Origin of the sequence: Streptomyces sp. NPDC079141, from assembly GCF_040686775.1 — a bacterium.
Taxonomy (GTDB): domain Bacteria; phylum Actinomycetota; class Actinomycetes; order Streptomycetales; family Streptomycetaceae; genus Streptomyces.
This window is the reverse complement of sequence record NZ_JBFBLP010000007.1, coordinates 144,396-169,267: the sequence shown is the minus strand read 5'-3', so window position 1 is coordinate 169,267 and position 24,872 is coordinate 144,396. Positions and strand designations below refer to the sequence as shown.

The window sequence follows — 24,872 nt, the reverse complement described above, 5'->3', positions numbered from 1 at the left end:
GACCGCCCTTTCACATGGCTCACGGGGACCGCCGGGTGGAGGCGCGCAGGCCGTGGTACCAGCCGAGCACCCGCCGTTCGACGAGCTGGAAGACGACCGACAGCAGGAAGCCGAGCAGACCGAGCACGAGGATGCCGGTCCACATGTCGGGGATGGCGAAGCTGCGCTGGAACTGCACGATGGTGAAGCCGAGTCCGTTGCTGGCGGCGAACATCTCGCTGATGACCATGAGGATGATGCCGATGGACAGCGCCTGGCGCAGACCCGCGAAGATCTGCGGGCTCGCCGAGCGCAGCACCAGGTTCCTGAGCCGGGCGGCGCCGGTGATGCCGTAGCTGCGAGCCGTCTCCGCCATCACCGGGTCGACGGCGCGCACGCCCTCCACCGTGTTGAGCAGGATCGGCCAGACGCAGCCGCTCGCGATCACGGTGACCTTCATCGTGTCGCCGATGCCCGCGAACAGCATGATGACCGGCACCAGAACCGGCGGCGGCACGGCCCGCAGGAACTCCAGCACCGGCTCGCACACCGCCCGCACCCGCCGGTAGGAGCCGATGACCGTGCCGAGCGCCACGCCCACCACGGCCGCCAGCGCGTAACCGCCGGTCAGCCGCAGCACGCTGGGCAGCACGTCGTCCTTGAAGCGGTCTGCCGTCCAGACCTCCGGGAAGGTCTCCAGGATCTTCCGCAGCGGCGGCCAGTACACGTCCGTACTGTCGTCGGACGCCACCCACCACACGCTCACGAGCACGGCCGGCAGCGCGAACACGAAGACGAGCCGCAGGAGCAGCAGCCTCACACCGTCACCTCCCCGCGCACCGACTGGTGCCAGGCCAGCGCCCGCCGCTCCACCGTCCGCGCACCCACGTTGATCAGCAGCCCCAGCAGTCCGGTGACCACGATCAGCGCGTACATCTCGGGCACCGCCTGCGAGTTCTGCGCGATCGCGATCCGCGCCCCCAACCCCGGTGCGCCGATGACCAGTTCGGCGGTCACGGCGAGGATCAGCGCCACGGCCGCGGCCAGCCGCACCCCGGTCATGACGTACGGCAGCGCGGTCGGCCACAGCACATGCCGGATCCGCGCCCAGGTGCCCAGGCCGTAGGAGCGTGCCGTCTCGTCGGCGACCGGGTCCAGGTCCTGCACGCCGTACAGGACCTGGATCAGCACCTGCCAGAAGGAGGCGTAGACGACGAGCAGGAGCACCGAGCCCAGGTCGGTGCCGTAGAGCAGCACCGCGAGCGGGATCAGGGCGACCGAGGGGATCGGGCGCAGGAACTCGATCGTCGACGCGGTCGCCTCCCGCAGGTGGGGCACGACGGAGACGACGATGCCCGCGACGATCCCCGCGCAGGAGGCGATCGCCAGGCCCAGCGCCCAGCCGGTGAGGGTGTCGCCGAGCGCCGACCAGAAGGCGGAGTCGGCGAGTTCGGCGCCGAAGGCGTCCGCGATGCGGCTGGTCGGCGGGAAGTACTCCTCCTTGACCAGGCCGAGCCGCGGTGCCGCCTCGCCCAGCGCGAGGAAGGCCGCGAGCCCGGCCGCGCCGAGCGCGAGGTTCAGGCCCCTCACGACAGCAGCTTGTCGAGGTCCGGGGTCGCCTTGAACAGCCCGTCCTGCTCGCCGAGTTGCATCAGCTTCTCGATGGAGGACCGGTTGGCCTCGGCCGGCCACTTCGGCAGGGTCACCTGCTCCAGCACCGTCGCCGGGATCTTCGTGTAGGAGGTGACGATCTGGCGGACCTCGTCCGGGTGGGCGTCAGCGTAGGCGAGGGACTCCGCGGTGGCGTCCTGGAACTTCTTCACGATGTCCGGGTGTTCCTGCGCGTACTGCGTGGAGGTGAAGTACATCGCCACCGTGAGGTCCGGGGCCACGTCGACCAGCGAGGAGGCGATCTCGCGGCCGCCCTGGCTCTTGACCGTGGCGAGGGCCGGTTCGACCACCATCGCCGCGTCGATCTGGCCGCCGTCGAGGGCGGCGGGCATCTGGTCGAAGGCGAGCTCCACGAACTGGACCTTGTCCGGATCGCCGCCGTCCTTGCGGACCGACTCCCGTACCGCCGTCTCGTTGATGTTCTTCAGCGTGTTGACGGCGACCTTCTTGCCCTCCAGGTCCTTGGGCGACTTCACCTCGCTGTCCCCCTTCACGGTGAGCGCGCCGAAGTCCTTGCCGTCCTGGCCCGTTGACGCGATGCCGTTGGCGATCGCCTTCACCGGCACATCGCTCGACTGGGCGATCATCAGCGAGGTCATGTTGCTGAACCCGAACTGGTACTGCCCGCTGACGACGGCCGGCACGATCGCCGCGCCACCCTGAGCCGTCGTCAACGACAGCTTCAGGCCCTGCTTTTCGTAGAAGCCCTTCTCCTGGCCGAGGTAGAGAGGCGCGACGTCGACGATGGGGATGAGCCCCACCTTCACCGTCGTGGTGCCCCCGGACGAGGCGTTCCCGTCCGACGAACTGCCGTCGTCGGACGAGCCGCAGGCCGTCACGGCGAACATGAAGGTGCCGGTCACCAGACCGGCAAGCAGACGACGCATGGCTCCTCCTGTGCAGACAACGGTGTTCCGACAGGCTGTGCGCAGACCGCACAGTAGTGCTCTGGCGTACTGAGCGGGAAGGTAGAACCCTGAACGGATCAGGTCAACCAGTTTCGCTGACAAAATTGTTGACAGGATAGGGGGCGACGATGCCACAGCCGGCCCACGGACGCCACTTCGTGCAGTCCTTCGCGCACGGCCTCGCTGTCGTCCGCTCCTTCGACGCCGAGCATCCCGCCCGCACACTCAGCGAGGTCGCCCGCGACTGCGGCCTCACCCGCGCCGCCGCCCGCCGACTGCTGCTGACCCTGGCCGACCTCGGCTACGTTCAGCAGGACGGCCGCCAGTTCCGGCTCACCCCGCGCGTGCTGGAGCTCGGCTACTCCTACCTCGCCGGCTTCACGCTGCCCGAACTCGCCGAACCGCACCTGCAGCAACTCGTCGCCCACGTAAGGGAGTCGTCCTCACTGTGCGTCCTGGACGGCGACGACATCGTCTACGTGGCACGGGTGCCGACCAGCCGCATCATGACCGCGTCCATCACCGTGGGCACCCGCTTCCCGGCGCACGTCACCTCGGTGGGCCGGGTGATCCTTGCGCATCTGACGGACGAGGAGATCGACACCCGGCTGGCCCGGGCGGACCTCGGCCCCCTGACCCCGCGCACGCTCGTCTCACCGGACGCCCTGCGGGCCGAACTGCGCCGGGTGCGCCGGCAGGGCTACGCGATCGTCGACCAGGAGCTGGAGCTGGGGCTCCGGTCGGTCGCCGCCCCGGTGCGGGACCGGGGCGGCGCGGTGACGGCGGCCGTGAACATCGCGGTGCACGCCGGCCGCAACTCCCTTGAGTCCGTACGCCGTGACCTGCTGCCGCCGCTGCTGGACACGGTCGCCCGGATCGAGGCCGACCTGCGGATCACAGGTCCAGCACGAGCCGCCTCCCACGGCACCGGGACACACAGATGAGCATGGTCTCCCCGGCCGCGCGCTCCGCGTCGGTCAGCACCGAGTCCCGGTGCTCCGGCACCCCTTCGACGACCTCCGTCTCGCAGGTCCCGCACGTGCCCTCGGTGCAGGAGTAGAGCACCTCGACACCGGCGTCGCGCACGGCGTCGAGTACGGAGACGCCGGGCGGGACGGTGACGCTACGACCGCTCTGCGCGAGAACGACCTCGAACTCACGGTCCTCGCCAACCGGTTGCTCCTTCGGCCGGAACCGCTCGACATGCAGCATCCCCTGCGGACAGCGCTCCTCCACCGCGTCGAGCAGCGGCCCCGGACCGCAGCAGTAGACGAGGGTGCCGTCGGGCAGACCGTCGAGCGCGGAGTCCAGGTCCAGCAGTCCGGTCTCGTCCTGCGGGGCGAGGGTCACCCGGTCTCCGTATCGGCTCAACTCACCGGCGAAGGCCATGGAGTTGCGGTTGCGTCCGCCGTAGAGCAGCGACCACTCGGCGCCCGCCGACTCGGCCGCGGCCAGCATGGGCAGGATCGGCGTGATGCCGATGCCGCCCGCGATGAAAAGGTAGCGAGGGGAGGGAAGCAGGGCGAAGTGATTGCGCGGCCCTCGCACCCGCACCTTGTCGTGCAACTGCTCGTGTACGTAGGCCGATCCGCCCCGCCCTTCGGGCTCGCGCAGCACGGCGATCCGCCAGGCGGTGCGGTCGGCCGGGTCGCCGCACAGGGAGTACTGCCGCTCCAGGTCCGGCCCGAGCAGGAGGTCGACGTGGGCGCCCGGCTCCCATTCCGGCAGCGGCTCGCCGAGGGGATGGCGCAGTGTCAGTGCGATCACCCCGTCGGCCGCGAACTCCCGTTTCTCGACGACGAGTTCCCTCATGAGTCGTGCCCCTCGGGGTGTCCGAGCATCCACTCCCACATCTCGACCGGGTCCTCGGAGGCGTGCTCGGCCCCGCAGTGACAGGTGCCGTGCAGGACATCGGTGCCCGGCAGCCAGTCGATGCGGTAGATCTCCCCGGTCCGCGCCGTCACAGGACCTTCTCCACGGGCTTGTCACCCTCCTCGACCAGCCGGGCGAGGATACGGCGGGCGGCCAGCCCGCCGGTGTCGATGTTGATGCTCAGCTCCTGATAGCCGTGCCGCTCGGTGCCGAGGGTCTTCTGCAACAGGTTGAGCGCGTCGACGTCCTGCATGACGACGGTGTGGTTGTTGGCCCGCAGGAACTCGGTGACCTCGGCATCGTCCGTCGCCCAGTCGCGCGAGACCGCCCAGAAGTCGTACACCTTGCCGTCGCCGGACGGGGTGATGGCGTAGGTGATCTCGGTGTGGAAGCCGCCCGGATCGCTGCCGTCCGCCTCGGGCAGCACCCCGACCGGCGCGACCCTGCTGTGCAGCAGATAGAGGCAGGGCGCGTGGTACTCGATGTCCTGCCAGCGCATGATCCGGCCTGTGATGCCGGTCGACCTGGCGTAGAACGGCGGGCACTCCGCATCGTCCATGTGCCGGCTCACCCGCACGATCCCCGCGCCCTCGTCGACCTCCGTGGTGATCGGCGTCTCGGCGACCTCGGGCGTGCCGATGTAACCGCCGTGCAGATAGGTCTCGTGGGACAGATCGAGAAGGTTGTCGACGAGGAGACCGTAGTCGCAGTCGATCGGCTCCATACCGCGCACGGTGACCCAGCCGGGGGAATCGAGGTGCGCGGCCCGGGGAATTGCCTGCGGATCGGCGAGCGCCGGGTCGCCGATCCACACCCAGACCAGCGAGTCCTGCTCGACCACGGGGTAGGAGGCGACGCGTGCGGTGCGCGGGACGCGCTTCTGCCCCGGCACATACACACACGTACCGGTCGTGTCGTACGTGAACCCGTGGTACCCGCAGACGATCCGGTCCCCGTCCAGCCGGGTGGGCGCCTCGGACAGCGGATACCTGCGGTGCACACACCGGTCGTGCAGCACGACGGGCGTCCCGTCCTCCTCCGTCCGATAGAGGACGAGCGACTCCCCGAGAATCGTCCGGCCGAGCAGCTCGCGGCCCACCTCGTGGCTGTAGGCGGCGACGTACCACTGGTTTCTGGCGAAGGCGGTGGTGTGTGGCATGGCGTTCCCGTCCCTGAGAGCGGGGCGCCGTCGCCCCGCGTGCCGTGGTTGGACTCAGGTTCGTGACGCCCGCCGGGGCCGGGCAAGGCTGCTTCCGTCAGGCGGAAGGCTTCCCTGCAATGCCGGTACAACTCCCGGTTAGGTGCTGCACACTTGACCTCCACACCGGGCTAGGGGGAGGCGACGGGTCATGCAGGTGCGGTTGCGCATGCTGGAGGGGAACGGGAGCGAACCCTCCGGGGCCGATCTCGCGGCGGTCCGGCGGCAGTTGAGCGCCCGCCCCGAACTCCGGGGCCATGTCGACCTCGTGCGGAGCAGCCCCGCGGAGGGCGAGATGGGCACCGGCCTGGAGCTGCTCCTCGTCGGTCTGGGCAGCGGAGGCGCCGTCACCGCGCTGATCACGACGCTGCCCGCGCTGCTCCGGGCCCGCCGGTCGCCCACCTCCGTGGAGATCACACTCGCCGACGGCCGCAGCGCGAAAGTGACCGCGGACTCGGTCGAGGACGCGCGGGCCCTCCTGGAGGAGGCCCTGCGGGACCACCTGAACCCGCCGCAGCCATGAAGACCCGGCTGCCGGACCCGCGAGGGTCACGCGCGGTCCTCATCGGCACCTCCTCCTACGACAGCCCGGACCTCAAGCCCCTGCTGGCCGTGCGCAACAACCTGGAGGTGCTGTCCGAACTCCTCACCGCGGACAACGGGTCGTTCCTGCCCGGCAGATGCACCGTCGTACAGGACTCCGCCGACCCGCGGGGCGTGTGCCGCACCATCCGCGAGGCGGCGGCCGACGCCCCCGACACGCTGCTCGTCTACTTCTCCGGCCACGGCATCCTCAACCACGACTACAGCGAGCTGCATCTGGCGCTGAGCGGGGCCGACCAGAACGACCTGCGCTGGACGACGGTACCGTTCCAGGCGATCCGGGAGATCTTCGAGACGGCGCCCTGCCGGAACAAGATCCTCATCCTGGACTGCTGTCAGAGCGGCTGGGTCCTGGACGCGATGATGGGCGAGAGCGGTGGCGGGGAGGCGCCGCTGGAGATCCGGGGTACGTACCTGCTCACCTCCTCCTCCGGCGACCTGAAGTCGTACGCGCCGCCGACGGACCGCTACACCGCCTTCACCGGCGAATTCATCCAGCTGCTGCGCGACGGCCTGCCCGGCGGTCCCGAACTGCTGCCGCTCAGCGTGCTGTTCGAGCCGCTGGCTGATGCGCTGGAACGGCGGAACATGCCGCGTCCGCGGCAGCAGGGGTCGGACGGGCATGCGGCGCTGGCGGTGGTGCGGAACCGGGCGGCGGGCCAGGAGAGCGCCGTGGAACGGATCGCGGACGAGGGTGAGGCGGGACCGGTCCCGGTGACACGGCTGCGTCCCGACGTCTGGCATCGGCGCCTGGTGGAGTGGTCGATCGCCGCCGCGGGCCTGGTGGGGATCGGCTGGGTGGTCGTCGAATTCGGGCCGAAGGAGGGGGAGTCGACGTCGGACCTGACCTCCCCGCCCAGCCTGGTCATGATGGGTGCGATAGCCGCGATGGTTGTGCTCTTCGGCACGCTGGGCCGGATGCTGCCCGGCGGGTACTCCCTGTCCGTCGGGCCGGACGGGATCGAGGTCCGCTACAGCAAGGACCAGCACTTTTACTACCCCTGGCACCGCGTCAGCCGGGTGTGGATCGTCGCCCGCCCAGGAGGGCGACTGCGCGGTCCCCGGTACGCCCTGATGCTCCGGCCCAAGCCCGGCGTCCTGATCGAGACCGCCAGGCTCGGTGCCCCCGGACCCAGGCGGGACAGCAGGACGGGCGCGCTGCGCTTCGCCGAGCTGACCCGTCTCGATGCTCCACCCGCCATGGTGGAGAAGGCCCTCTCGCGGACCGCGGGCTCGGCGTGGACACCCAGCAGCGAGCCGCTCGGACCGCCCGCGCCGGACGAGGAGGCGGTGGCGGTCTTCTCCGCGGAAAGGGGCTTCCTCGTGGTCACGGCGGTGGTCTCCGCCCTGGTCGCCTACGCCGCCTTTCCCGAGGACGCGGTGCACGAACCCGTTCGCGTCTGGCTCGGCATCCCGTCGCTGCTGCTCTCGGCCGCGGCCTGCGCGGTCGTGTGGTGGGCCGTCTCCAGGCTTGTCCACCCCGTCCGTCTGGTGATCAGCGCCGCCGGTGTGACCCTCACCAGAGCGGAGACCGAGATCGTCCATGCCTGGACCGAGATCGAACGGATCGGCATCGTCCACTGGCCGGGCCGTGTCGACGCCCTCGGGCTGCTGGCGCTGCGGCCCGTCGAGCGGTCCGCGCGGGAACCCGTGGACCGCACCGCCTTCTATCTGCCGAGGCTCGGTGTCGGCTCGCTCACCCTGTGCACGATTCCCGAAGTGACCACCGATCCCGCCGAGTTGCGCAGGGCCGTCGAACGGTTCGCCGGTCCGTCGCAACTCGCGCCCGCGGAACACGAATGGCTCAGACCCGCCCGGTCCCCGGCTGGGTCCCGCCCGTCCGACGAAGGGACGACATTCCAGGGCCTCAGGTCCAAGGGCACCTCATTCTTCGTCGGCGCCGTGCTCTTCGCTCCGTACCTCACTTACGTGAGCCCGAGTGACGGCCGGGACGCGCCCACACTGCTCATCGCGGTCGAGGAACTGCTGCTGGCCTGGCTGCCCCTGATCGGGCTGCCCGCCTACTTCCTGACCGGCTGTCACCGGGTCACCCTCCACGTGGGAACAACCGGACTGACCCTGGCCTTCTTCTCCGGCCTGCGTCGTCCCCGGACCCTGCGCGTGCCCTGGGGCGACATCGAGAGCGTCGGCATCATCGCGACGCAGGACCTCGTCGCACAGCACTCCCTCGTGATGTGGCTCAGACCGGGGGCACGCCCACCGCGCTCCCTGTGGTGGCCCTTCCATCAGGAGTACGGCGGCCTCCGCCTGATCTCGGTCGAGGGCAGCCGCCTCGACACCACCCCCGAAGAGCTGGACCGGGCCGTGGCCCACCATGCCGGCCGGCGTCACACCCGCATCCAGCGACTCCACTCCTGACTGATACCCGGCACCACCCGTACCGCCGACCTTCACACCACCGCCACCAGACCCTTCCCTGACGTTTGTTGCTCCTGGAACACTCCTTCCGCGCACATTCCGTCAAACAGTTCCGACCGGTCGAACACCCTCAAGGGGAGAGGTCCCTCACTCATGCCCGAAGTCAACCGGCGCAGATTCCTTCAGCTCGCGGGTGCCACCACGGCGTTCACCGCGCTGTCGAGCAGCATTCAGCGTGCCGCCGCGCTCCCGGCGAACCACCGCACGGGGTCGATCGAGGACGTCGAGCACATCGTCGTCCTGATGCAGGAGAACCGTTCCTTCGACCACTACTTCGGCAAGCTGCGCGGTGTCCGCGGCTTCGGCGACCCGCGCCCGGTGCGGCTGGACAACGGCAAGTCGAACTGGCACCAGTCGGACGGCACCAAGGACATCCTGCCGTTCCACCCGGACGCCGACGACCTGGGCATGCAGTTCCTGGAGGGCCTGCCGCACGGCTGGACCGACGGCCAGCAGGCCTACAACGGCGGCAAGTACGACAAGTGGATACCCGCCAAGGGCACCACGACGATGGCGTACCTGACCCGCGAGGACATGCCCTTCCACTACGCCCTCGCCGACACGTTCACCGTCTGCGACGCCTACCACTGCTCGTTCATCGGCTCCACGGACCCGAACCGCTACTACATGTGGTCGGGTTACACCGGCAACGACGGCACCGGCGGCGGCCCGGTCCTCGGCAACGACGAGCTCGGCTACGGCTGGACGACCTACCCCGAGCGCCTGGAGCAGGCCGGAATCTCCTGGAGGATCTACCAGGACATCGGCGACGGCCTGGACGCGGCGGGCTCCTGGGGCTGGATCTCCGACCCCTACCGGGGCAACTACGGCGACAACTCGCTGCTGTACTTCGACAAGTACCGTGAGGCCGAGCCCGGTTCGCCCTGGTACGACAACGCCCGCACCGGCACCGACGTCAAGAACGGCGACGGCTACTTCGACCGGCTCAAGGCCGACGTCCAGGCCGGCAGGCTGCCGCAGATCTCCTGGATCGCCGCCCCCGAGGCCTTCTCCGAGCACTCCAACTGGCCCACCAACTACGGCGCCTGGTACATCGCCCAGGTGCTGGACGCCCTCACCTCCAACCCGGAGGTCTGGTCGAAGACGGCGCTGTTCATCACGTACGACGAGAACGACGGCTTCTTCGACCACGTGGTCCCGCCGCTCCCGCCGAAGGACGCCTCCCGCGGCAAGTCCACGGTCGACGTCTCCCTCGACCTCTACCCCGGCGACAGCAGGCGCCCGGCCGGCCCCTACGGCCTTGGCCCGCGGGTGCCGATGCTGGTCGTCTCGCCGTGGAGCAAGGGCGGTTACGTCTGCTCCGAGACCCTCGACCACACCTCGATCCTCCAGTTCATGGAGCGCCGCTTCGGGGTCAAGGAGACGAACATCTCGCCGTGGCGCCGGACCGTCTGCGGCGACCTCACCTCGGCCTTCGACTTCTCCCGCAAGGACAGCCGCCCGGCGCCCCTGCCGGAGACCGACGAGTACGAGCCGCAGGACCGCGAGCGTCACCCCGACTACAAGCCGACGCCGCCGGCCGACCCGGACATGCCCAAGCAGGAGCGCGGCCTGCGCCCCTCCCGCCCGCTGAAGTACGCCCCGTACGTGGACGGCTCGGTGGACGCGGCGGTGGGGAAGTTCACGCTGGCCTTCGCCTCCGGAAGCAAGGCGGGCGCCGCCTTCCACGTCACGTCCGGCAACCGCACGGACGGCCCCTGGTTCTACACCACCGAGGCCGGCAAGAGCCTCGCCGACACCTGGAACTCGGTGTACTCCGGCGGCTCCTACGACCTGACCGTGCATGGCCCGAACGGCTTCGTGCGGTACTTCAAGGGCTCGAACAAGGCCGCCGGACCCGAGGTCACCGCACGGCACACCGGTGACGACATCGAGCTGACGCTCACCAACAAGGGCTCCGGCACCGTGCGCCTGAAGATCGCCGACGGGTACGGCGGCCCCGGCACGACGCTGACCGTGCGCCCCGGGGCCACGGTGAAGCGCACCGTCGACCTCGCGGCGAGCCGCCGCTGGTACGACCTGACGGTCACCTCCGACGCCGACCCGGCGTTCCTGCGGAGGTTCGCCGGGCACGTCGAGAACGGCCGTCCCGGGGTGAGCGACCCGGCGTTCATCGTCGAGTAGCGCGGCTCACAGAGGGGTGAGGTGCCCCGGTTCCGGTGCGAGACGCCTCGGTTCCGGCTGCCGGGGCACCAGCGCCGGTTCCACCGACGCCGTGCCCGGCGCCAGCGCCAGGACGGCGGCCACAGGATGGTCGTCGTCGTGGTGCGGGGCCAGGGCGCGGTCCTCGTCATGCTGCGCGGCCACGGCGCGGTCCTCGTCCTGGTGCGGCGTCACCCGCGTGAGCAGCACCACGCCCCAGGACGCGAGCCCCGCCCCGGCGAGGGCGAGCAGGATTCCGGCCGCACCGCCCTGGAGCCGCTCGCCCAGCAGCACCAGCCCGATCAGGGCGGCGGCCACCGGGTTGGTCAGGGTGACCACGGCGAGCGGGGCGTCGAGCCCGCTGCGGTAGGCCGTCTGGGACAGCAGCAGCCCGCCCACCGCGAGCGCGGCGACCAGCAGCGCGACCCCGATCACCTGCACGCTGAGCAGCGATCCGGAGCGGTCCGTCGCGGCCACCGTGACGGTCTGGGTGAGCGCCGAGGCGACCCCGGAGGCGAAGCCGGACGCGGTCGCGTGCCGCAGCCCCGGCCGGGCTCCGGGCCGGGCCAGCAGGGCGATCAGCGCGGCCGTGGTGCCGGCCACCGCCAGCGCCTCGGGGGTGCTGAGCACGTTGTCGGGGGCGGGCCCGGAGGCCGTGACCAGGATCGCCGCCAGGCCGGCCAGGGTGAGCGCGGTGCCCCGCCACTCGACGGCGCTGACCCGGCGCCCGGCGACCCGCGCCCCGAGCGGCACCGCCGCGACGAGGGTGAGCGCGCCGAGCGGCTGGACCACCGTGAGCGGCCCGTACTTCAGGGCCACGACGTGCAGCAGCGCGCCGGAGGCGTTGAGGCCGACCGAGGCCCACCAGGGGCCGGACGCCATCATGCCGACGATTCCGGTCGAGGGCGCGCGGGAGGCGAGCCGCTCCTGTGCGACGGCGGCGGCCGCGTAGGCGACGGCCGAGAACAGGGACAGGACTACGGCGATCAGGGTCGCGTTCATCGGCCGGCTCCCACGAGTACGGGCGGTTCCTCGGTGGCGGGTACGAGCTGGTCCGTCCCGCGTCCTGCCGTGGTGCGGGTGCGGTGCGGAAGGTGGACGACGGTGAGGGCGAGGCCGAGCATGGCGGCCGCCACGATCGCGTCGAGCCAGTAGTGGTTGGCCGTGCCGACGATCACCAGCAGGGTCAGCGCCGGGTGCAGCAGCCAGAGCCAGCGCCAGCGGGACCGGGTGGCGACGATCAGCCCGATCGCCACCATCAGCGCCCAGCCGAAGTGCAGGGAGGGCATCGCCGCGAACTGGTTCGACAGGTGGTCGCTCTCGGGCGGGCCGTACACGGAGGGGCCGAAGATCCGGGCGGTGTCGACCAGGCCGGTCGCGGCCAGCATCCGCGGCGGGGCCAGCGGGAAGAACAGGTGCACCACCAGCGAGGCGGCCGTCACCAGGGCCAGGACGCGCCGGGCCCAGACGTAGTGGGCGGGGCGGCGCAGGTAGAGCCAGACCAGGAAGGCCGCGGTGGCCGGGAAGTGGACGGTCGCGTAGTAGGTGTTCGCGAGGTGCACCAGGGTGTCGCCGTGCAGCAGCAGTGACTGCACCGAGTCCTCGCCGGGCAGATGCAGCGCCCGTTCCCAGTCCCAGACGCGGTCCGCGTTGCGGAACGCCTCGCCGGTGTGGCCGGTGGCCAACTGCCGGCCGAACTTGTAGACGAGGAAGAGCCCTACGACGAGCAGGAGCTCACGGACGAGCGGCGGTCGCGCCAGCGCGTCGGACTGTCGCTCTCCAAGCTCGGTGCGGCCATTCATACCCCGGCCCCTTCGCTGACGGTGGTGCGTTCGGTGGTGCAGGCGGCGCCCTGACGGGCTTGTGACTCGTCGAGGACGCCGAACTCATCGATACGGGTGTGTACCGAAACGACACTGTACCGATACGGCAGTGTACCGATACGGCGGCGTACCGGTACACTGGTGTATCGATTGAGGTGCGCCACACTGGAAAGCGACCGAAAACGAACGAAGGGAAGCGCCGATGACGTCGCAGGCCGCGGACGGACCGGAGACGGTCGTCGCCTCGCGCCGCTCCAAGATCACGCCCGAGCGTGAGCGGGAGTTCTTCGACGCCGTCCTGGACCAGCTCCGCTCCTGCGGTTACGAGGCCGTGACCATGGAGGGCATCGCCGCCAGCACGCGGTGCAGCAAGTCCACGCTCTACCGCCAGTGGAAGACCAAGCCCCGGTTCGTCGCGGCGGCGCTGCGCGCCAGCCGTCGGCCGCTCTTCGCCGACATCGACACCGGCTCGCTGGCGGAGGACCTGCGCGAGGCCGCACGGGCCGCGGGCGAGCTGTCCGGGCACATCACCAACCTGCACCAGGCGCTCGGGCACGCCGTGCTGAACGACCCGGAACTCCAGCAGGCGCTGCGCGAGACGCTCATCGATCCCGAGATCGGCGCGCTCCAGGCGATTCTGCAGCGCGGAGTCGACCGCGGGGAGATCGCCGCCGACCATCCGGCGCTGCCGTTCGTCCCGGCGCAGATGTTCGGCGTCATGCGGGTGCGTCCGATCCTGGAGGGCGAGTGCCCCGACCAGGACTACCTGCCCCGCTTCGTGGAGGCCGCCGTGCTGCCGGCACTGGGTCTGACCTGAGGACCGGGCCGCCGTCCACGGGATGACTGGACGGCGGTCTGCTCGCGCCGCACCGTGGGGACGGGGGCGGCGCGTACCCCCCGGCCGGGTGGGTCACCTCTTGAGCGGAGAGGTGACCCACCCGGCCGACTGTTTTCAGACGTCCTGGCCGTTGCCGCCGGTGGACGCCACCTCGATCCCCTCGGTGATCTCGTCGATGACGGACTGCGGCTCGCCGACGTCGACGCCGAAGCGGACCAGGACCAGCTGCTCGGAGTTCGCGGGGGAGGGGAAGGCGAGCGACTCGACGTACCCGTCGGCTCCCGTCTTCGTGACCGCCTTCCAGCGCACCAGGTAGCCCTTCTGCCCGGCCACCGTCACGGCCTTGGAGGCCAGCACCTCGTGCGAGGTGATGCCGCCGTAGCTCCCGCCGTAGGACTCCTCGGCGTTCTTGGCGATGTCCGCCTTCGCGACCTTCTCGGCGCTGTCGCCCGTGGCGCCGAGCGCGACGGCGGGAGCCGAGTAGGCGCCGCCCTTCGTGCAGGTCTCGGCGGTGTCGCCGGGGCACTTGTACGAGTCGTTCGACGTCACCGCCGCGCCCACACTGATCGCCTGGCCGTACCAGCCGTCCGGGATCGGGAGGCTGATGCCGCTGACCGAGTCGGTCACCGAACCGCTCTCCACCTTCGGTGCCTCGGACTCCTGAGGCGCGGAGTCCCTCGGCTCGGGAGACTGTCCGCCGGAGCCGCCCGAGTCGCCGAAGGGTCCGCCCGGGCCGTCGCTCGGACCGCCCTGACCGCCCGGGCTCTGCTGCGAGTTGGCGGTGCCGCCGTCCGAACCGTCGCTGTCGGCGAGCACGTACACGCCCACACCGATGCTCGCGAGGACCGCGACCGCCACGCCCACGGCTATGCCGGTGCGCAGCCCGCGCCGCCGGCCGGCCGGCGGCTGACCGGGATACACCGGATAGGCCGGGTACGCCGGTTGTGTCCCGGCGGTCGGCGACGGCACCGGCGGACCCCATACCTCGGCCGACCCGGCGGGGCGGGTCCGGTCCGTCCATGCACTGCCGTCCCACCAGCGCTCGGTGGCGGGACCGTCACTTGTCTGTCCAGGGTCGGGATACCACCCGGGAGGAGTCACCTGCGTCATGCCCCCACCGTATGAGGCGTCGGTGAAAGCCGTATGAGAGGGAGCCCTTGCGAGCCGTTCCGCCCGTCCGCCGTTCCCTCGGGTCACCTTTCCGAACCTGCTGTCACCCGTGACGGCAACAGCTCGCCGGACCGGCCTCCGCGCGAGGTCCCGGAGGGCTACGCTCAAGGTCTGTACGTCGTTCGGGCGACTTGGGGAGGTAGCGGGATGACGGAGGTACGGCCCACGGCGGCCGCCTCGGCCTCGCTGTGGGAGCGCGACGAGGAAGTCGCCGCCGTGGCACGGGCGGTGGACACCCTGTGCGCCGACCGGTCGTCCTCGGGCAGCGTGTTGGTGTTCCGCGGCGAGGCGGGCCTCGGCAAGACCGCCCTGCTGGCCCAGACCCGGCGCATCGCCGAGGCCCGCAACTGCACGGTGTGGTCGGCCCGCGGCGGCGAAACCCTCAGGTCCGTCCCCTTCAACGTGGTACGGCAGTTACTCCAGCCCGCACTCGTCTCCCTGCTGGCGGAGGAGGCCCGCGAGTACCTCGGCGACTGGTACGACATCGCCGGCCCCGCCCTCGGCATAGCGGACCCCGGCGAGCGCATTCCCGACCCGCAGGGCGTGTGCGACGGTCTGGTCGCCGCCGTACGCCGGCTGGCCCGGCGCGACTGGCCCCTGGTGCTGCTGATCGACGACGCCCACTGGGCCGACCAGGAGACCCTGCGCTGGCTCGCCGCGTTCACCGAGCGCCTCGACGACCTCTCCGTGCTCGTCGTGGTGGCCCGCCGCCCCAACGACGTCGGCGGCGAGAGCGCCCGTCACCTCGACGCGGTGGCCGCCGCCGCGAACCGCCCCGTCGCCAACCTCAGCGCGCTCACCCCGGACGCCACCGCCGGCCTCACCCGCGCCACGCTCGGCGCCCACGCCGACGCCGCGTTCTGCCGCGAGGTCTGGGCCGTCACCGCCGGCAACCCCTACGAGACGGTCGAACTCCTCGCCAAGGTGCAGGACAGCGAGATGGAGCCGGTCGAGTCCTCCGCGGCCGAACTGCGCGCCCTGAACCGCTCGGCGCGCGGCGGCGGCCTGGTCGCCCGCCTGGAGGGTCTCGGCATCGAGGCCACCCGGTTCGCCTGGGCCGCCGCGATCCTCGGCACCGGCATCTCCGTCGACCAAGTCGCCCGGCTCGCCACGATGAGCCGCGAGGAAGCGGTCCGCTGCGCCGCGCTGCTGCGCACCGCCCGTATCCTCACCGAGCCCGACCCGGCCGCGGGCCCCGCGCAGGACGGCGACCTGGAGTTCGTCCACCCGCTGATCGCCACCGCCGTCTACAACTCCATCCCGCCCGCCCTGTGCACCGCCATGCACGGCATCGCCGCCCGCGTCGTCACCGACTCCGGGCGCGGCGCCGCGGCCGCCTCCCGCCATCTGCTGGAGGTCCACCCCGACGACGACGCGGAACTCGTCGACCAACTGCGCGACGCCGCCCGCGAACACCTCGCCGTCGGCGCCCCCGACGCGGCCCGCCGCTGTCTGGAGCGCGCCCTGCGCGAACCGCCCCGGCCCGAGGTCCACCCGCACGTCCTCTACGAACTCGGCTGCGCCGCCCTCCTGACCTCCCCGGCCACCACCATCGGCCATCTGCGGACCGCGCTCGCCATGCCCGGCCTCGACGGTGCCGAGCGCGTCGACGCCGTCTACCGCCTCTCCCAGGCCCTGCTCCACAACGACCAGTTGGAGGAGGCCGTCCGCACCGTCGAGGCCGAGGCCACCCGGCACGAGTCCGGACCGGCCAGGCTGCGGCTCCAGGCCGTGCAGTACATGTGGGAGGGCATCCACGCCGGCGAGGCGACCTCACCGGGACGCTCCGAACGGCTCGCGGAACTCGCCGCGACCTGCACCGGCCGGGACAACTCCGAGCGCGCCCTGATCATTCTGCGCGGCTTCGACGCGATGACCCACGGGGAGAACGCCGAGGAGGTCGTCGAGCTGTGCGACCGCGCCCTCGTCAACGGCCGCCTCGCACCCGGCCTCGGCTGGACCGACACCGAGTGGGGCGTTGAGATCCTGATGATGCTGGCCAGTTCGTACACCTACACCGACCGGCTCGACCGCGCCGAGAGCATGTTCACCGAGGCCCTGCGCACGTACGAGTCGGCCGGCTGGAGCGGCGGCCATCTCGCCCTGGCCCACGCCTTCCTGGGCTTCGCGCACCGCCGGCGCGGCCGCCTCAGGGAGGCCGAGACCTCACTGCGCGAGTCCCTGCGGCTCGCCGAGCGCGTCGGCCGCCGACTGCCCCTGTACTGGTCCGCCTCCTGCAACCTCGTCGACACCCTGCTCGCCCGCGGCCATGTCGAGGAGGCCTGGGAGGTGGCCGAGCAGTACGGCTTCGCACCGCCGTACCCGTCCACCATCGTGCTGCCCGACCCGCGCTCGGTGCGCGGCCGGCTGCTGCTGGCCGTGGGCCGCACCAAGGACGGCATCAACGAACTGGAGGAAGCCGGCAAGGCGGCCTCCGTACGCGGGCACCACAACCCCGTCCTGGTGCCCTGGGCCCTCGACCTGGCCCGGGCCCTGGCCGCAGAGGACCCGGCGCGGGCCGCCCAGCTCGCCGCCGACGTCCGCCGCAACGCCGAGCGCTTCGGCTCCGACACGGCCATCGGCGAGGCCCTGCGCTGCGAGGCGGCCCTGGCGACCGGCCAGCGCGCGGTCCGCCTGGCCGCCCAGGCGGTCACCTTCCTGGAGGCCTCGCCCTGCCAGTACGAACACGCGGCCGCCCGCATCGAGTACGGCATCGCGGCCCGTTCCACCACGGAACTCCAGCGCGGCCTGACGCTGGCACAGTCGTGCGGCGCCGACGGGCTGGTGGCGAAGGCGGAGGAGATGCTGGCGTCCGGCACCGGGCCGGAGTAGCTCAGCCGGCCAGCATCCGGTCGGTGACCGCCGCCAGCCGCTTCTGCACCTCCGGGTCGTACGCCGCCTCGTGCGCCCGCGCCGGACGCGTGCCGTCGAAGTAGCCGCCGCTGCCCGACTCCCGGGTGGCCAGGGCCAGCACGCCCGGCGCGCCGTCGGCGACCGAGTTCCAGGGCGCGATGCCGCTCTCGCGGACCATCGCCGTGTCCATGTAGGTGGCCGGATGCAGCACGTTCACCGACACACCGGTGCCTGCCAGCTCCTCGGCGAGGGCGAAGGTGTGGGCGGCCAGCGCGAACTTGCTGCGGCAGTACGCCGCGAAGCCCTCGTAGCCGCGCGTGTGCGCCAAGTCGTCGAAGTCGAGGGGCTCCTGGCCGACCGAGCCGACGTTGACGATCCGGGCGGGCGCGTTGGCGCGCAGGACGGGCAGCAGGGCGCGGGTCAGCGCGACCGGCGCCAGGTAGTTGACCGCCAGCCGCAGTTCGTACCCGTCGGCGCTCAGCTCGCGGCCGGAGCCGCGTGGACCGCCGCCCACCGCCGCGTTGTTGACCAGGACATCGAGGTCGGGATGCGCGGCGGCGACGTGCGCGCCCAGTTCGCGCACCTGCTCAAGCGAGGCCAGATCGGCGACGAAGCCCTCCGCGTCGCCCTCGGTGCGCAACTCATCGACCAGGCGTTCCGTACGGCCGGCATCGCGGCCGTGGGCCAGCACGACATGCCCGGAGCGGACGAGTTCGAAGGCGACATAGCGGCCCAGGCCCGAGGTGGCGCCGGTGATCAGAATCGTGGACATGCCTCCACCGTAGGCAGGCGGTGAAGGCATGCGCGAGATCCTTTTGCAGCCACTACCGGCAGAATCAGCCTTCTTCCTCGGCGAGGACGCGCTGCGCGGCCGCGAACGCCGAGTTCGCTGCCGGAACCCCGCAGTACACGGCCGTCTGCAGGAGCACCGCGCCGATCTCCTCCGGGGTCAGCCCGTTGCGCCGCGCCGCCCGCACATGCATGGCCAGCTCGTCGTAGTGCCCGTGTGCGACCAGCGCGGTCAGGGTGATCATGCTGCGTTCGCGGCGGGAGAGCGTCGGGTCCGTCCAGATCTCGCCCCAGGCGTAGCGGGAGATGAAGTCCTGGAAGCGGGCGGTGAAGGGGGTCTGCCGGGACTGGGCCCGGTCCACGTGCGCATCGCCCAGCACCTCCCGCCGCACCTCCATACCGCGTTTGGCGCCGCCGTCGAAGTGCGCGCGCAGCGCGGTCAGCACGGCCTCCGGGCACTGCGCGGGCGCCAGATGCGAGGCGCCCGGGATCTCCACGAGCGCCGCGCTCGGCACCGCGTCGGCGATCTCCCGCAGATGCGCCGGAGGCGTCGCCGGATCCTCCCGCCCCGCGACCAGCAGCGTGGGCGCGGAGATCTCCGCGAGCCGGTCGCGCAGGTCGAAGGCGGCCAGCGCGTCGCAGCAGGCCGCGTAGGCGTCCGGATCGGCGTCGCGATGGTCCTGGACCAGCTCCGGCACGGTGAACCCGGGGGTGAACCAGCGGGAGTCGGCGCCCTCGGCCAGCCCGGCCAGCCCTTCCTTGCGTACCAGCGCGGCCCGTTCCTCCCACGGCTTGGAGCCGTTGAAGTGGGCCGACGAACAGACGACGGCCAGCGACGAGATCCGCTCCGGGTGCTGCACGGCCAGCTGCATCCCGACCGCACCGCCCAGCGACACGCCCGCGTACGCGAACCGTTCGATGCCGAGCGAGTCGGCGAGCGCGAGCACCAGACCGGCGAGGTCGCCGACGGTGGCCCCGGGTCCGATCAGGCCGGCCGCGCTGCCGCCGTGCCCCGGCAGGTCCCAGCGGATGACCCGGTGGGTGATCGACAGTTCGGGTGCCACCTTGTCCCACAGGGCGTACGACGTCCCGAGCGACGGTCCGAGCAGCAGTGGCGGGGCCGAAGCAGGCCCTTCGGCGCGGTGGTTGAGGAGTGTGTCGGTCAACGTCGCTCCAGGGCACGGTCGGTGAGGGCAGCGGCGCTGCCGGTGTAGCGGTCGGGATCGGTGAGGTCGTCGAGGTCGAGGTCCTTCAATTCCGGTTCCTCGGCGAGCAGTTCGCCGAGGCTTCGGCCTTCGGCGTAGGAGCGTCCGGCCAGCTCGGTGAGCAGTGCTTTGGCCCGGGCGCGGCCGAGGAGCGGGGCGAGTTCGGCGGAGAGCCGCTCCGAGACGATCAACCCGTGGGTGAGGCCGAGGTGTTCGCGCATGGCGTCGGCGTCGACGCGCAGCTCTTCGGCCAGTTCGGCGGCGTCCCGGGCGGCCCCGCCGACCAGCCGGAGCAGCTCGCGCAACGGCTCCCACTCGGCGTGCCAGGCCCCGGCCGGCCGCTCGTCCTCGGCGACCAGTGAGCCGTACAGCGTGGCCGCGAGCTGGGGCGCCCGCCGGGCCGCGGCCGCGATCAGCGTGGACCGCACCGGGTTGGCCTTGTGCGGCATGGCCGAGGAGCCGCCCCCGCTGCCTTCCGCAAGCTCGGCGATCTCGGTCCGGGAGAGCGTGAGGACATCCGCGGCGATCTTGCCGAGCGCCCCGGCCGTGAAGGCGAGACATCCGGCGAGGTCGGCGATCGGGGTGCGCAGGGTGTGCCAGGGCAGTGCGGGGACAGCGAGCCCGGCCTCCCGGGCGTAGGCCGCGACCAGCGCCGTCGTGTCCTCGGCGCCGTAGACCGCGAAGGCGGCCAACGTCCCGGCGGCGCCGCCGAGTTGCGCGGGCAGTGAGCCGCGTACGGCGGTGACGCGGTCGCGCGCGTCGAGCACCAGCGACCGCCAGCCCGCCGCCTTGAGCCCGAACGTCGTGGGTACGGCGTGCTGGGTGAGCGTGCGTCCGGGCCGGGCGGTGTCGCGGTGCGCGGCTGCGAGCCGGGCCAGTGCCGCCTCGGTGCGGGCGAGGTCGGCGAGGACCAACCCCAGCGTGCGGTCCGCGACCAGCATCGTCGCGGTGTCCATGATGTCCTGGCTGGTGGCGCCGCGGTGGACGTACGGGCCGTGCTCCGCACCGACCGCGCCGGTCAGCTCGGCGACCAGCGGGATCACCGGGTTCCCGCCGGCCCGGGCACGCTCCGCCAGGGACCGTACGTCGAAGCGGCTCGCGTCGGCCGCCCGGGTCACCGCCGTTGCCGCCTCGGCCGGGGCCAGACTCAGCGCGGCCTGGGCGCGGGTCAGCGCGGCCTCGGCGTCGAGCAGTGCCTGGAGGAAGGCGCCGTCGCTGGTCGCGGCCGCGGCGGGGGAGCCTGCCCACCCGGGGGAGAGCAGGCCGGTGTCCGCATCGGGAGAAGTCACTGGAACTCCAGGAAGACCGTCTCGCCTTCGCCCTGAAGGCGGATGTCGAAACGGTACGTTCCGTTGCCCTGGTCCGTCGCGATCAGCGTGTCGCGCCGGTCCCTGGGCACCCGGGAGAGCAGCGGGTCCGCGGCGAGCGCCGCCTCGTCGCCCGGCAGATAGATCCGCGTGTACAGGTGTACGAGCAGACCTCGTGCGAAGAGGCACACGCTGAGGTACGGCGCGCTCTGCCCGCGCGCCCCGGGCCGCAGGGTCCGCGCGGTCCAGTGACCGTTCGCGTCGGTCTGGATGCGCCCCCAGCCGGTGAACTCCACGCCGTTGCGGCCGAGGAAGCCGCCGGTCGCCGGGTCGCGCCGCATCGAGCCGTCGGCCTGCGGCACGTCACCGTCCGGGTCGGCGCCCCACAGCTCCACGAACGCGTCCGGCAGCGGATTGCCCTCGCCGTCCAGGATGTACCCCTGGAGCGCGATGGTGTCGGGGTGGCCGACGGGCGCGATGTCGCCGCCGCCGGGGAACGGGAGGGCGTGGCCGTAGAAGGGGCCGACCGTGTGCGACGGGGTGGGGAGGACCGTCTCCGGACGGCTGGTGTCGATCTTCGTCATGGCTGGTCAGCGTCCTTCTTCGATCCAGGTGGCCTGCGGGCCGTCGAGCACGATGTCCCAGTGGTAGCCCATCGAGAACTCCGGCACCGACAGGCTGTGGTCGTACGTGGCCACCAGGCGCTGCCGGGCCGCGTCGTCCGTCACCGACTGGATGATCGGGTCGTAGGGGAACAACGGGTCGCTCGGGAAGTACATCTGCGTCACCAGCCGCTGGGTGAACGCCGTGCCGAAGATCGAGAAGTGGATGTGCGCCGGCCGCCAGGCGTTGAGGTGCTGGCGCCAGGGGTAGGGGCCCGGCTGGATCGTGGTGAAGTGGTAGTTCCCGTCGCCGTCCGTCAATGTGCGGCCGACGCCGGTGAAGTTCGGGTCCAGCGGGGCGTCGTGCTGTTCGCGCTGGTGGGCGTAGCGGCCCGCCGAGTTGGCCTGCCAGATCTCCACGAGCTGGCCGCGGATCGGCTTGCCGTTGCGGTCCAGGAGCCGGCCGGACACCGTGATGCGCTCACCGATCGGCTCGCCGTTGTGCTGCCGGGTGAGGTCGTTGTCGATCTCGGTGATGTCCCGCTCGCCGAACGCGGGGGAGTGCAGCTCCACCAGCTCCGGGTCCTTGGTGACGTCGATCGTGATCGGCGGCTGCTTGGGGTGCCGCAGGACCGAGGAGCGGTACGGGGCGTAGTCGCGGCGCGGCTGGTGCTCCACAGGGGCGCCGTCGGCGACACGCTTCTCGTACGCGGCGTGTTCGGCCGCGATCTCCTGGTCGATGTCGTGCTGGGTGAGAGTCATGAGTGTTCCTCGGGGGTCTTAGCGTTCGAGGACGAGGGCGAGGCCCTGGCCGACGCCGATGCAGAGGGTGGCGACGCCGATACCGCTGCCCTGGCGGGCGAGTTGGTGGGCGACGGTGCCGGCGAGCCGTGCGCCGGAGGCGCCCAGCGGGTGGCCGAGGGCGATGGCGCCACCCTGGGGGTTGAGGATCGCCGGGTCGAACTCGGGCCATTCGGCGACACAGCCGAGGACCTGGGCGGCGAACGCCTCGTTCAGCTCCAGGACCGACAGTTCGTCAAATCCCTTGCCCGCCTTGGCCAGTGCCCGGTTGACGGCCTCGACGGGCGCGAGTCCGAAGTAGTGCGGCTCGATCGCCGACACACCGGTGGCGGAGATCCGGGCGAGGGGTTCGCGGCCGACGGCCTTCAGCCCCTCCTCGTCGACCAGGAGCAGGGCCGCCGCGCCGTCGTTGAGCGGAGAGGCGTTGCCCGCGGTGACCGTGCCGCCCTCGTTGCGGAAGGACGGCCTGAGCTTGGCCATCGCCTCCAGTGACGCGTCCGCGCGTACGCATTCGTCGGCGCCGACGACGACCGGGTCACCCTTGCGCCGCGGAATCGACACGGGCGCCAACTCGGCATCGAACAGACCTTGTTGCTGTGCCGCGGCCGCCTTGCGGTGGCTGCTCAGCGCGAACTCGTCCTGCTGCTCACGCGTGATCTTGTGCTTGTCCGCGATGAGTTCGGCGGACTCCCCGAGGGGGACGGTCCACTGCGGGTCCATCCTCGGGTTGACCATGCGCCAGCCCAGCGTGGTCGAGTACAGCTCGGTGTGCGCGGCCGGGAACGGCCGGTCGGACTTGGGCAACACATACGGCGCCCGCGTCATCGACTCCACCCCGCCCGCTACGGCGATGGAGGCGTCGCCGACCGCGATCGCGCGGGCCGCCTGGATGACCGCCTCCAGGCCGGAGGCGCACAGCCGGTTGACGGTGACGCCCGGCACGCTGGTCGGCAGTCCGGCCAGCAGCGCGGCCATACGGGCGACGTTGCGGTTCTCCTCGCCGGCGCCGTTGGCGTTGCCGAAATACACGTCCTCGATGCGGGAGGGGTCCAAGGCGGGCGTGCGGGCGAGGAGTTCGCGCAGGGCGTGGGCGCCCAGGTCGTCGGGGCGCACCGCAGCCAGGCCGCCGTTGTAGCGGCCGATCGGGGTGCGGACCGCGTCGACGATGTACACCGGGTTCACAGCAGGCCCTCCGTGACGGTCAGCTTGGCGTCGGTCCTGGCGATGACGTCGTCGACGGCGACGCCGGGGGCGACCTCGGTCAACACCAGCCCCTCCGGCGTCACGTCGATCACCCCGAGATCGGTGATGATGCGGTTCACACACGCCTTGCCCGTGAGCGGCAGCGCGCACTCCGTGAGGATCTTCGGCGAACCGTCCTTGGCGGTGTGGGTCATCACCACGATGACCGTGCGGGCACCGTGGACCAGGTCCATGGCCCCGCCGATCCCGGTGATCATCTTCCCCGGGACGGCCCAGTTGGCGAGGTCCCCGCCCGCGGAGACCTGCATCGCGCCCAGCACGGCGACGTCGATGTGCCCGCCGCGGATCATCGAGAAGGACAGTGCCGAGTCGAAGAAGGAGGCGCCGGGCAGGACCGTGACGGTCTCCTTGCCCGCGTTGATCAGGTCCGGGTCGACCTGGTCCTCGGCCGGGTAGGGGCCGGTGCCGAGGATGCCGTTCTCGGACTCCAGGATCACCTCGACGCCCTCGGGCAGGTAGTTGGGGATCAGGGTGGGCAGCCCGATGCCGAGATTGACGTAACTCCCGTCCGTCAGCTCGCGCGCCGCCCGCGCGGCCATCTCCTCACGCGTCCAGGCCATCAGCCGCTCACCGTCCGCTTCTCGATCTGCTTGTCGGTGGCCTGCTCCGGGGTGAGCGCCACCACCCGCTGGACGAAGATCCCCGGCAGATGCACCGCGTCCGGGTCGATCCCGCCCGGCTCGACGAGCTCCTCGACCTCGGCGATCGTCACCCGGCCCGCCATGGCTGCGAGGGGGTTGAAGTTGCGGGAGGACTTGGCGAACACCAGGTTTCCGTGCCGGTCGCCCTTGGCGGCCCGGACCAGGGCGAAGTCGGTGCGGATGCCGTGCTCCAGCACGTACTCGGTGCCGTCGAACTCGCGCACCTCCTTCGCCGGCGAGGCCAGCGAGACGCCGCCGGAGCCGTCGTAGCGCCAGGGCAGTCCGCCCTCGGCGACCTGGGTGCCGACCCCGGCCGGGGTGTAGAAGGCGGGGATGCCGGCGCCGCCGGCCCGCAGCCGCTCGGCGAGCGTGCCCTGCGGGATCATCTCCACCTCCAGCTCGCCGGCCAGGTACTGGCGGGCGAACTCCTTGTTGGCGCCGATGTAGGAGCCGGTCACCCGCGCGATCCGCCCGGCCGACAGCAGCACCGCGAGGCCGGACTCCATGGCGCCGCAGTTGTTGGAGACGACCGACAGGCCGCCGACGCCGCGCTCGTACAGGGCCTGGATCAGCGCGTTCGGCACACCGCTGAGCCCGAAGCCACCCACCGCGAGCGACGCGCCGTCCGGCACATCGGCCACCGCCTCGACGGCTGTGGCGACCACCTTGTCCATCCGTAAGCCCCATCTCTCCAATTACTCAGGGCACTGAGTATCTCAGCGAGGATGTCCTCACGCTGCCACCGGA

23 protein-coding genes are annotated in these 24,872 nt (G+C 71.6%); 6 read left to right on the top strand and 17 right to left on the bottom strand.

Annotation, left to right across the window (positions count from 1 at the left end):
* Window positions 1–19 precede the first annotated feature (19 nt).
* Genes AB0Q90_RS21065 through AB0Q90_RS21055 form a run of 3 tightly spaced genes read right to left on the bottom strand, consistent with a single transcriptional unit; the run spans window position 20 to window position 2,537 of the window.
* Complete coding sequence (locus tag AB0Q90_RS21065; RefSeq protein WP_363159948.1) at window positions 20–799, bottom strand: ABC transporter permease subunit; 780 nt, start codon at window positions 797–799, stop codon at window positions 20–22.
* Window positions 796–1,569, bottom strand: a complete 774-nt coding sequence (locus tag AB0Q90_RS21060; RefSeq protein ID WP_363159949.1) for an ABC transporter permease — start codon at window positions 1,567–1,569, stop codon at window positions 796–798. The genes AB0Q90_RS21065 and AB0Q90_RS21060 overlap by 4 nt, the downstream gene beginning before the upstream one ends.
* Window positions 1,566–2,537 carry an ABC transporter substrate-binding protein gene (locus tag AB0Q90_RS21055; RefSeq protein ID WP_363159950.1) on the bottom strand — a complete coding sequence of 324 codons (972 nt, stop codon included), beginning with the start codon at window positions 2,535–2,537 and terminating at the stop codon, window positions 1,566–1,568. Before AB0Q90_RS21055 ends, AB0Q90_RS21060 begins: the two co-directional genes overlap by 4 nt.
* A 149-nt stretch (window positions 2,538–2,686) precedes the next feature.
* On the opposite strand from AB0Q90_RS21055, the gene AB0Q90_RS21050 reads away from it, so the two are divergent.
* On the top strand, window positions 2,687–3,502 hold the full coding sequence (locus AB0Q90_RS21050) for an IclR family transcriptional regulator C-terminal domain-containing protein (RefSeq protein WP_363159951.1): 816 nt from the start codon (window positions 2,687–2,689) through the stop codon (window positions 3,500–3,502).
* Here AB0Q90_RS21050 and AB0Q90_RS21045 read toward each other — a convergent pair.
* From AB0Q90_RS21045 to AB0Q90_RS21035, 3 genes are read right to left on the bottom strand one after another with little or no spacing between them, the layout of a single operon-like run.
* Window positions 3,453–4,370 (bottom strand): PDR/VanB family oxidoreductase, encoded by a 918-nt coding sequence (locus tag AB0Q90_RS21045; protein ID WP_363159952.1) that lies wholly within the window; start codon window positions 4,368–4,370, stop codon window positions 3,453–3,455. The two genes, AB0Q90_RS21050 and AB0Q90_RS21045, sit on opposite strands and share 50 nt — an antisense overlap.
* Complete coding sequence (locus AB0Q90_RS21040; protein WP_363159953.1) at window positions 4,367–4,522, bottom strand: hypothetical protein; 156 nt, start codon at window positions 4,520–4,522, stop codon at window positions 4,367–4,369. Before AB0Q90_RS21040 ends, AB0Q90_RS21045 begins: the two co-directional genes overlap by 4 nt.
* Entirely contained in the window at window positions 4,519–5,589 is a 1,071-nt protein-coding gene (locus AB0Q90_RS21035; RefSeq protein WP_363159954.1) for an aromatic ring-hydroxylating dioxygenase subunit alpha, read from the bottom strand. The genes AB0Q90_RS21040 and AB0Q90_RS21035 overlap by 4 nt, the downstream gene beginning before the upstream one ends.
* A gap of 208 nt (window positions 5,590–5,797) precedes the next feature.
* Here AB0Q90_RS21035 and AB0Q90_RS21030 point away from each other — a divergent pair, with 208 nt between their 5' ends.
* From AB0Q90_RS21030 to AB0Q90_RS21020, 3 genes are all read left to right on the top strand, one after another.
* Entirely contained in the window at window positions 5,798–6,151 is a 354-nt protein-coding gene (locus AB0Q90_RS21030) for a hypothetical protein (RefSeq protein WP_363159955.1), read from the top strand.
* A complete protein-coding gene (locus tag AB0Q90_RS21025; RefSeq protein ID WP_363159956.1) occupies window positions 6,148–8,610 on the top strand; it encodes a caspase family protein in 2,463 nt (820 codons plus the stop codon). Before AB0Q90_RS21030 ends, AB0Q90_RS21025 begins: the two co-directional genes overlap by 4 nt.
* A gap of 153 nt (window positions 8,611–8,763) precedes the next feature.
* Window positions 8,764–10,815 carry a phosphocholine-specific phospholipase C gene (locus AB0Q90_RS21020; RefSeq protein WP_363159957.1) on the top strand — a complete coding sequence of 684 codons (2,052 nt, stop codon included), beginning with the start codon at window positions 8,764–8,766 and terminating at the stop codon, window positions 10,813–10,815.
* Between the two features lie 6 nt (window positions 10,816–10,821).
* Here AB0Q90_RS21020 and AB0Q90_RS21015 read toward each other — a convergent pair whose 3' ends face one another.
* Both AB0Q90_RS21015 and AB0Q90_RS21010 read right to left on the bottom strand, forming a co-directional pair.
* Entirely contained in the window at window positions 10,822–11,835 is a 1,014-nt protein-coding gene (locus AB0Q90_RS21015; protein ID WP_363159958.1) for a hypothetical protein, read from the bottom strand.
* Window positions 11,832–12,635: a phosphatase PAP2 family protein gene (locus AB0Q90_RS21010; RefSeq protein ID WP_363159959.1), complete on the bottom strand. Its 804-nt coding sequence runs from the start codon at window positions 12,633–12,635 to the stop codon at window positions 11,832–11,834. The genes AB0Q90_RS21015 and AB0Q90_RS21010 overlap by 4 nt, the downstream gene beginning before the upstream one ends.
* Window positions 12,636–12,858: 223 nt before the next feature.
* On the opposite strand from AB0Q90_RS21010, the gene AB0Q90_RS21005 reads away from it, so the two are divergent.
* Complete coding sequence (locus AB0Q90_RS21005; RefSeq protein ID WP_363159960.1) at window positions 12,859–13,473, top strand: TetR/AcrR family transcriptional regulator C-terminal ligand-binding domain-containing protein; 615 nt, start codon at window positions 12,859–12,861, stop codon at window positions 13,471–13,473.
* A 135-nt stretch (window positions 13,474–13,608) separates the two neighbouring features.
* On the opposite strand, the gene AB0Q90_RS21000 is transcribed toward AB0Q90_RS21005, so the two are convergent.
* A complete protein-coding gene (locus tag AB0Q90_RS21000) occupies window positions 13,609–14,604 on the bottom strand; it encodes a DUF2510 domain-containing protein (RefSeq protein ID WP_363159961.1) in 996 nt (331 codons plus the stop codon).
* A 207-nt stretch (window positions 14,605–14,811) separates the two neighbouring features.
* Between AB0Q90_RS21000 and AB0Q90_RS20995 the strand changes: the two genes are divergently transcribed.
* Window positions 14,812–17,496, top strand: a complete 2,685-nt coding sequence (locus tag AB0Q90_RS20995; RefSeq protein WP_363159962.1) for an AAA family ATPase — start codon at window positions 14,812–14,814, stop codon at window positions 17,494–17,496.
* Window position 17,497: 1 nt separating this feature from the next.
* Here AB0Q90_RS20995 and AB0Q90_RS20990 read toward each other — a convergent pair whose 3' ends face one another.
* The 8 genes from AB0Q90_RS20990 to AB0Q90_RS20955 form a co-directional block, all read right to left on the bottom strand.
* Entirely contained in the window at window positions 17,498–18,289 is a 792-nt protein-coding gene (locus AB0Q90_RS20990; RefSeq protein ID WP_363159963.1) for an SDR family NAD(P)-dependent oxidoreductase, read from the bottom strand.
* 64 nt (window positions 18,290–18,353) lie between these two features.
* Window positions 18,354–19,472 carry a 3-oxoadipate enol-lactonase gene (gene pcaD / locus AB0Q90_RS20985; RefSeq protein ID WP_363159964.1) on the bottom strand — a complete coding sequence of 373 codons (1,119 nt, stop codon included), beginning with the start codon at window positions 19,470–19,472 and terminating at the stop codon, window positions 18,354–18,356.
* Window positions 19,469–20,800: a 3-carboxy-cis,cis-muconate cycloisomerase gene (gene pcaB, locus AB0Q90_RS20980; protein WP_363159965.1), complete on the bottom strand. Its 1,332-nt coding sequence runs from the start codon at window positions 20,798–20,800 to the stop codon at window positions 19,469–19,471. The genes pcaD and pcaB overlap by 4 nt, the downstream gene beginning before the upstream one ends.
* Complete coding sequence (gene pcaG, locus AB0Q90_RS20975; RefSeq protein WP_363159966.1) at window positions 20,797–21,402, bottom strand: protocatechuate 3,4-dioxygenase subunit alpha; 606 nt, start codon at window positions 21,400–21,402, stop codon at window positions 20,797–20,799. The genes pcaB and pcaG overlap by 4 nt, the downstream gene beginning before the upstream one ends.
* Window positions 21,403–21,408: 6 nt before the next feature.
* Window positions 21,409–22,182, bottom strand: a complete 774-nt coding sequence (gene pcaH, locus AB0Q90_RS20970; protein WP_363159967.1) for a protocatechuate 3,4-dioxygenase subunit beta — start codon at window positions 22,180–22,182, stop codon at window positions 21,409–21,411.
* Window positions 22,183–22,200: 18 nt separating this feature from the next.
* Window positions 22,201–23,403, bottom strand: coding sequence for a thiolase family protein (locus AB0Q90_RS20965; protein ID WP_363159968.1), 1,203 nt, complete (start codon window positions 23,401–23,403; stop codon window positions 22,201–22,203).
* A complete protein-coding gene (locus AB0Q90_RS20960) occupies window positions 23,400–24,044 on the bottom strand; it encodes a CoA transferase subunit B (protein WP_363159969.1) in 645 nt (214 codons plus the stop codon). Before AB0Q90_RS20960 ends, AB0Q90_RS20965 begins: the two co-directional genes overlap by 4 nt.
* A complete protein-coding gene (locus tag AB0Q90_RS20955; RefSeq protein WP_363159970.1) occupies window positions 24,044–24,799 on the bottom strand; it encodes a CoA transferase subunit A in 756 nt (251 codons plus the stop codon). Before AB0Q90_RS20955 ends, AB0Q90_RS20960 begins: the two co-directional genes overlap by 1 nt.
* Window positions 24,800–24,872: the final 73 nt, after the last annotated feature.

Bases quoted from the DNA above. Each gene is read 5' to 3' on its own strand.
- AB0Q90_RS21015 (WP_363159958.1), bottom strand. From the start codon at position 11,835: ATGAACGCGACCCTGATCGCCGTAGTCCTGTCCCTGTTCTCGGCCGTC.
- AB0Q90_RS21045 (WP_363159952.1), bottom strand. From the start codon at position 4,370: ATGAGGGAACTCGTCGTCGAGAAACGGGAGTTCGCGGCCGACGGGGTG.
- AB0Q90_RS21050 (WP_363159951.1), top strand. From the start codon at position 2,687: ATGCCACAGCCGGCCCACGGACGCCACTTCGTGCAGTCCTTCGCGCAC.
- AB0Q90_RS20995 (WP_363159962.1), top strand. From the start codon at position 14,812: ATGACGGAGGTACGGCCCACGGCGGCCGCCTCGGCCTCGCTGTGGGAG.
- pcaG (WP_363159966.1), bottom strand. From the start codon at position 21,402: ATGACGAAGATCGACACCAGCCGTCCGGAGACGGTCCTCCCCACCCCG.
- AB0Q90_RS21030 (WP_363159955.1), top strand. From the start codon at position 5,798: ATGCTGGAGGGGAACGGGAGCGAACCCTCCGGGGCCGATCTCGCGGCG.
- AB0Q90_RS21020 (WP_363159957.1), top strand. From the start codon at position 8,764: ATGCCCGAAGTCAACCGGCGCAGATTCCTTCAGCTCGCGGGTGCCACC.
- AB0Q90_RS20960 (WP_363159969.1), bottom strand. From the start codon at position 24,044: ATGGCCTGGACGCGTGAGGAGATGGCCGCGCGGGCGGCGCGCGAGCTG.
- AB0Q90_RS21025 (WP_363159956.1), top strand. From the start codon at position 6,148: ATGAAGACCCGGCTGCCGGACCCGCGAGGGTCACGCGCGGTCCTCATC.
- AB0Q90_RS21035 (WP_363159954.1), bottom strand. From the start codon at position 5,589: ATGCCACACACCACCGCCTTCGCCAGAAACCAGTGGTACGTCGCCGCC.
- AB0Q90_RS21010 (WP_363159959.1), bottom strand. From the start codon at position 12,635: ATGAATGGCCGCACCGAGCTTGGAGAGCGACAGTCCGACGCGCTGGCG.
- AB0Q90_RS21000 (WP_363159961.1), bottom strand. From the start codon at position 14,604: ATGACGCAGGTGACTCCTCCCGGGTGGTATCCCGACCCTGGACAGACA.
- AB0Q90_RS20990 (WP_363159963.1), bottom strand. From the start codon at position 18,289: ATGTCCACGATTCTGATCACCGGCGCCACCTCGGGCCTGGGCCGCTAT.
- AB0Q90_RS20955 (WP_363159970.1), bottom strand. From the start codon at position 24,799: ATGGACAAGGTGGTCGCCACAGCCGTCGAGGCGGTGGCCGATGTGCCG.
- pcaH (WP_363159967.1), bottom strand. From the start codon at position 22,182: ATGACTCTCACCCAGCACGACATCGACCAGGAGATCGCGGCCGAACAC.
- AB0Q90_RS21055 (WP_363159950.1), bottom strand. From the start codon at position 2,537: ATGCGTCGTCTGCTTGCCGGTCTGGTGACCGGCACCTTCATGTTCGCC.
- AB0Q90_RS21005 (WP_363159960.1), top strand. From the start codon at position 12,859: ATGACGTCGCAGGCCGCGGACGGACCGGAGACGGTCGTCGCCTCGCGC.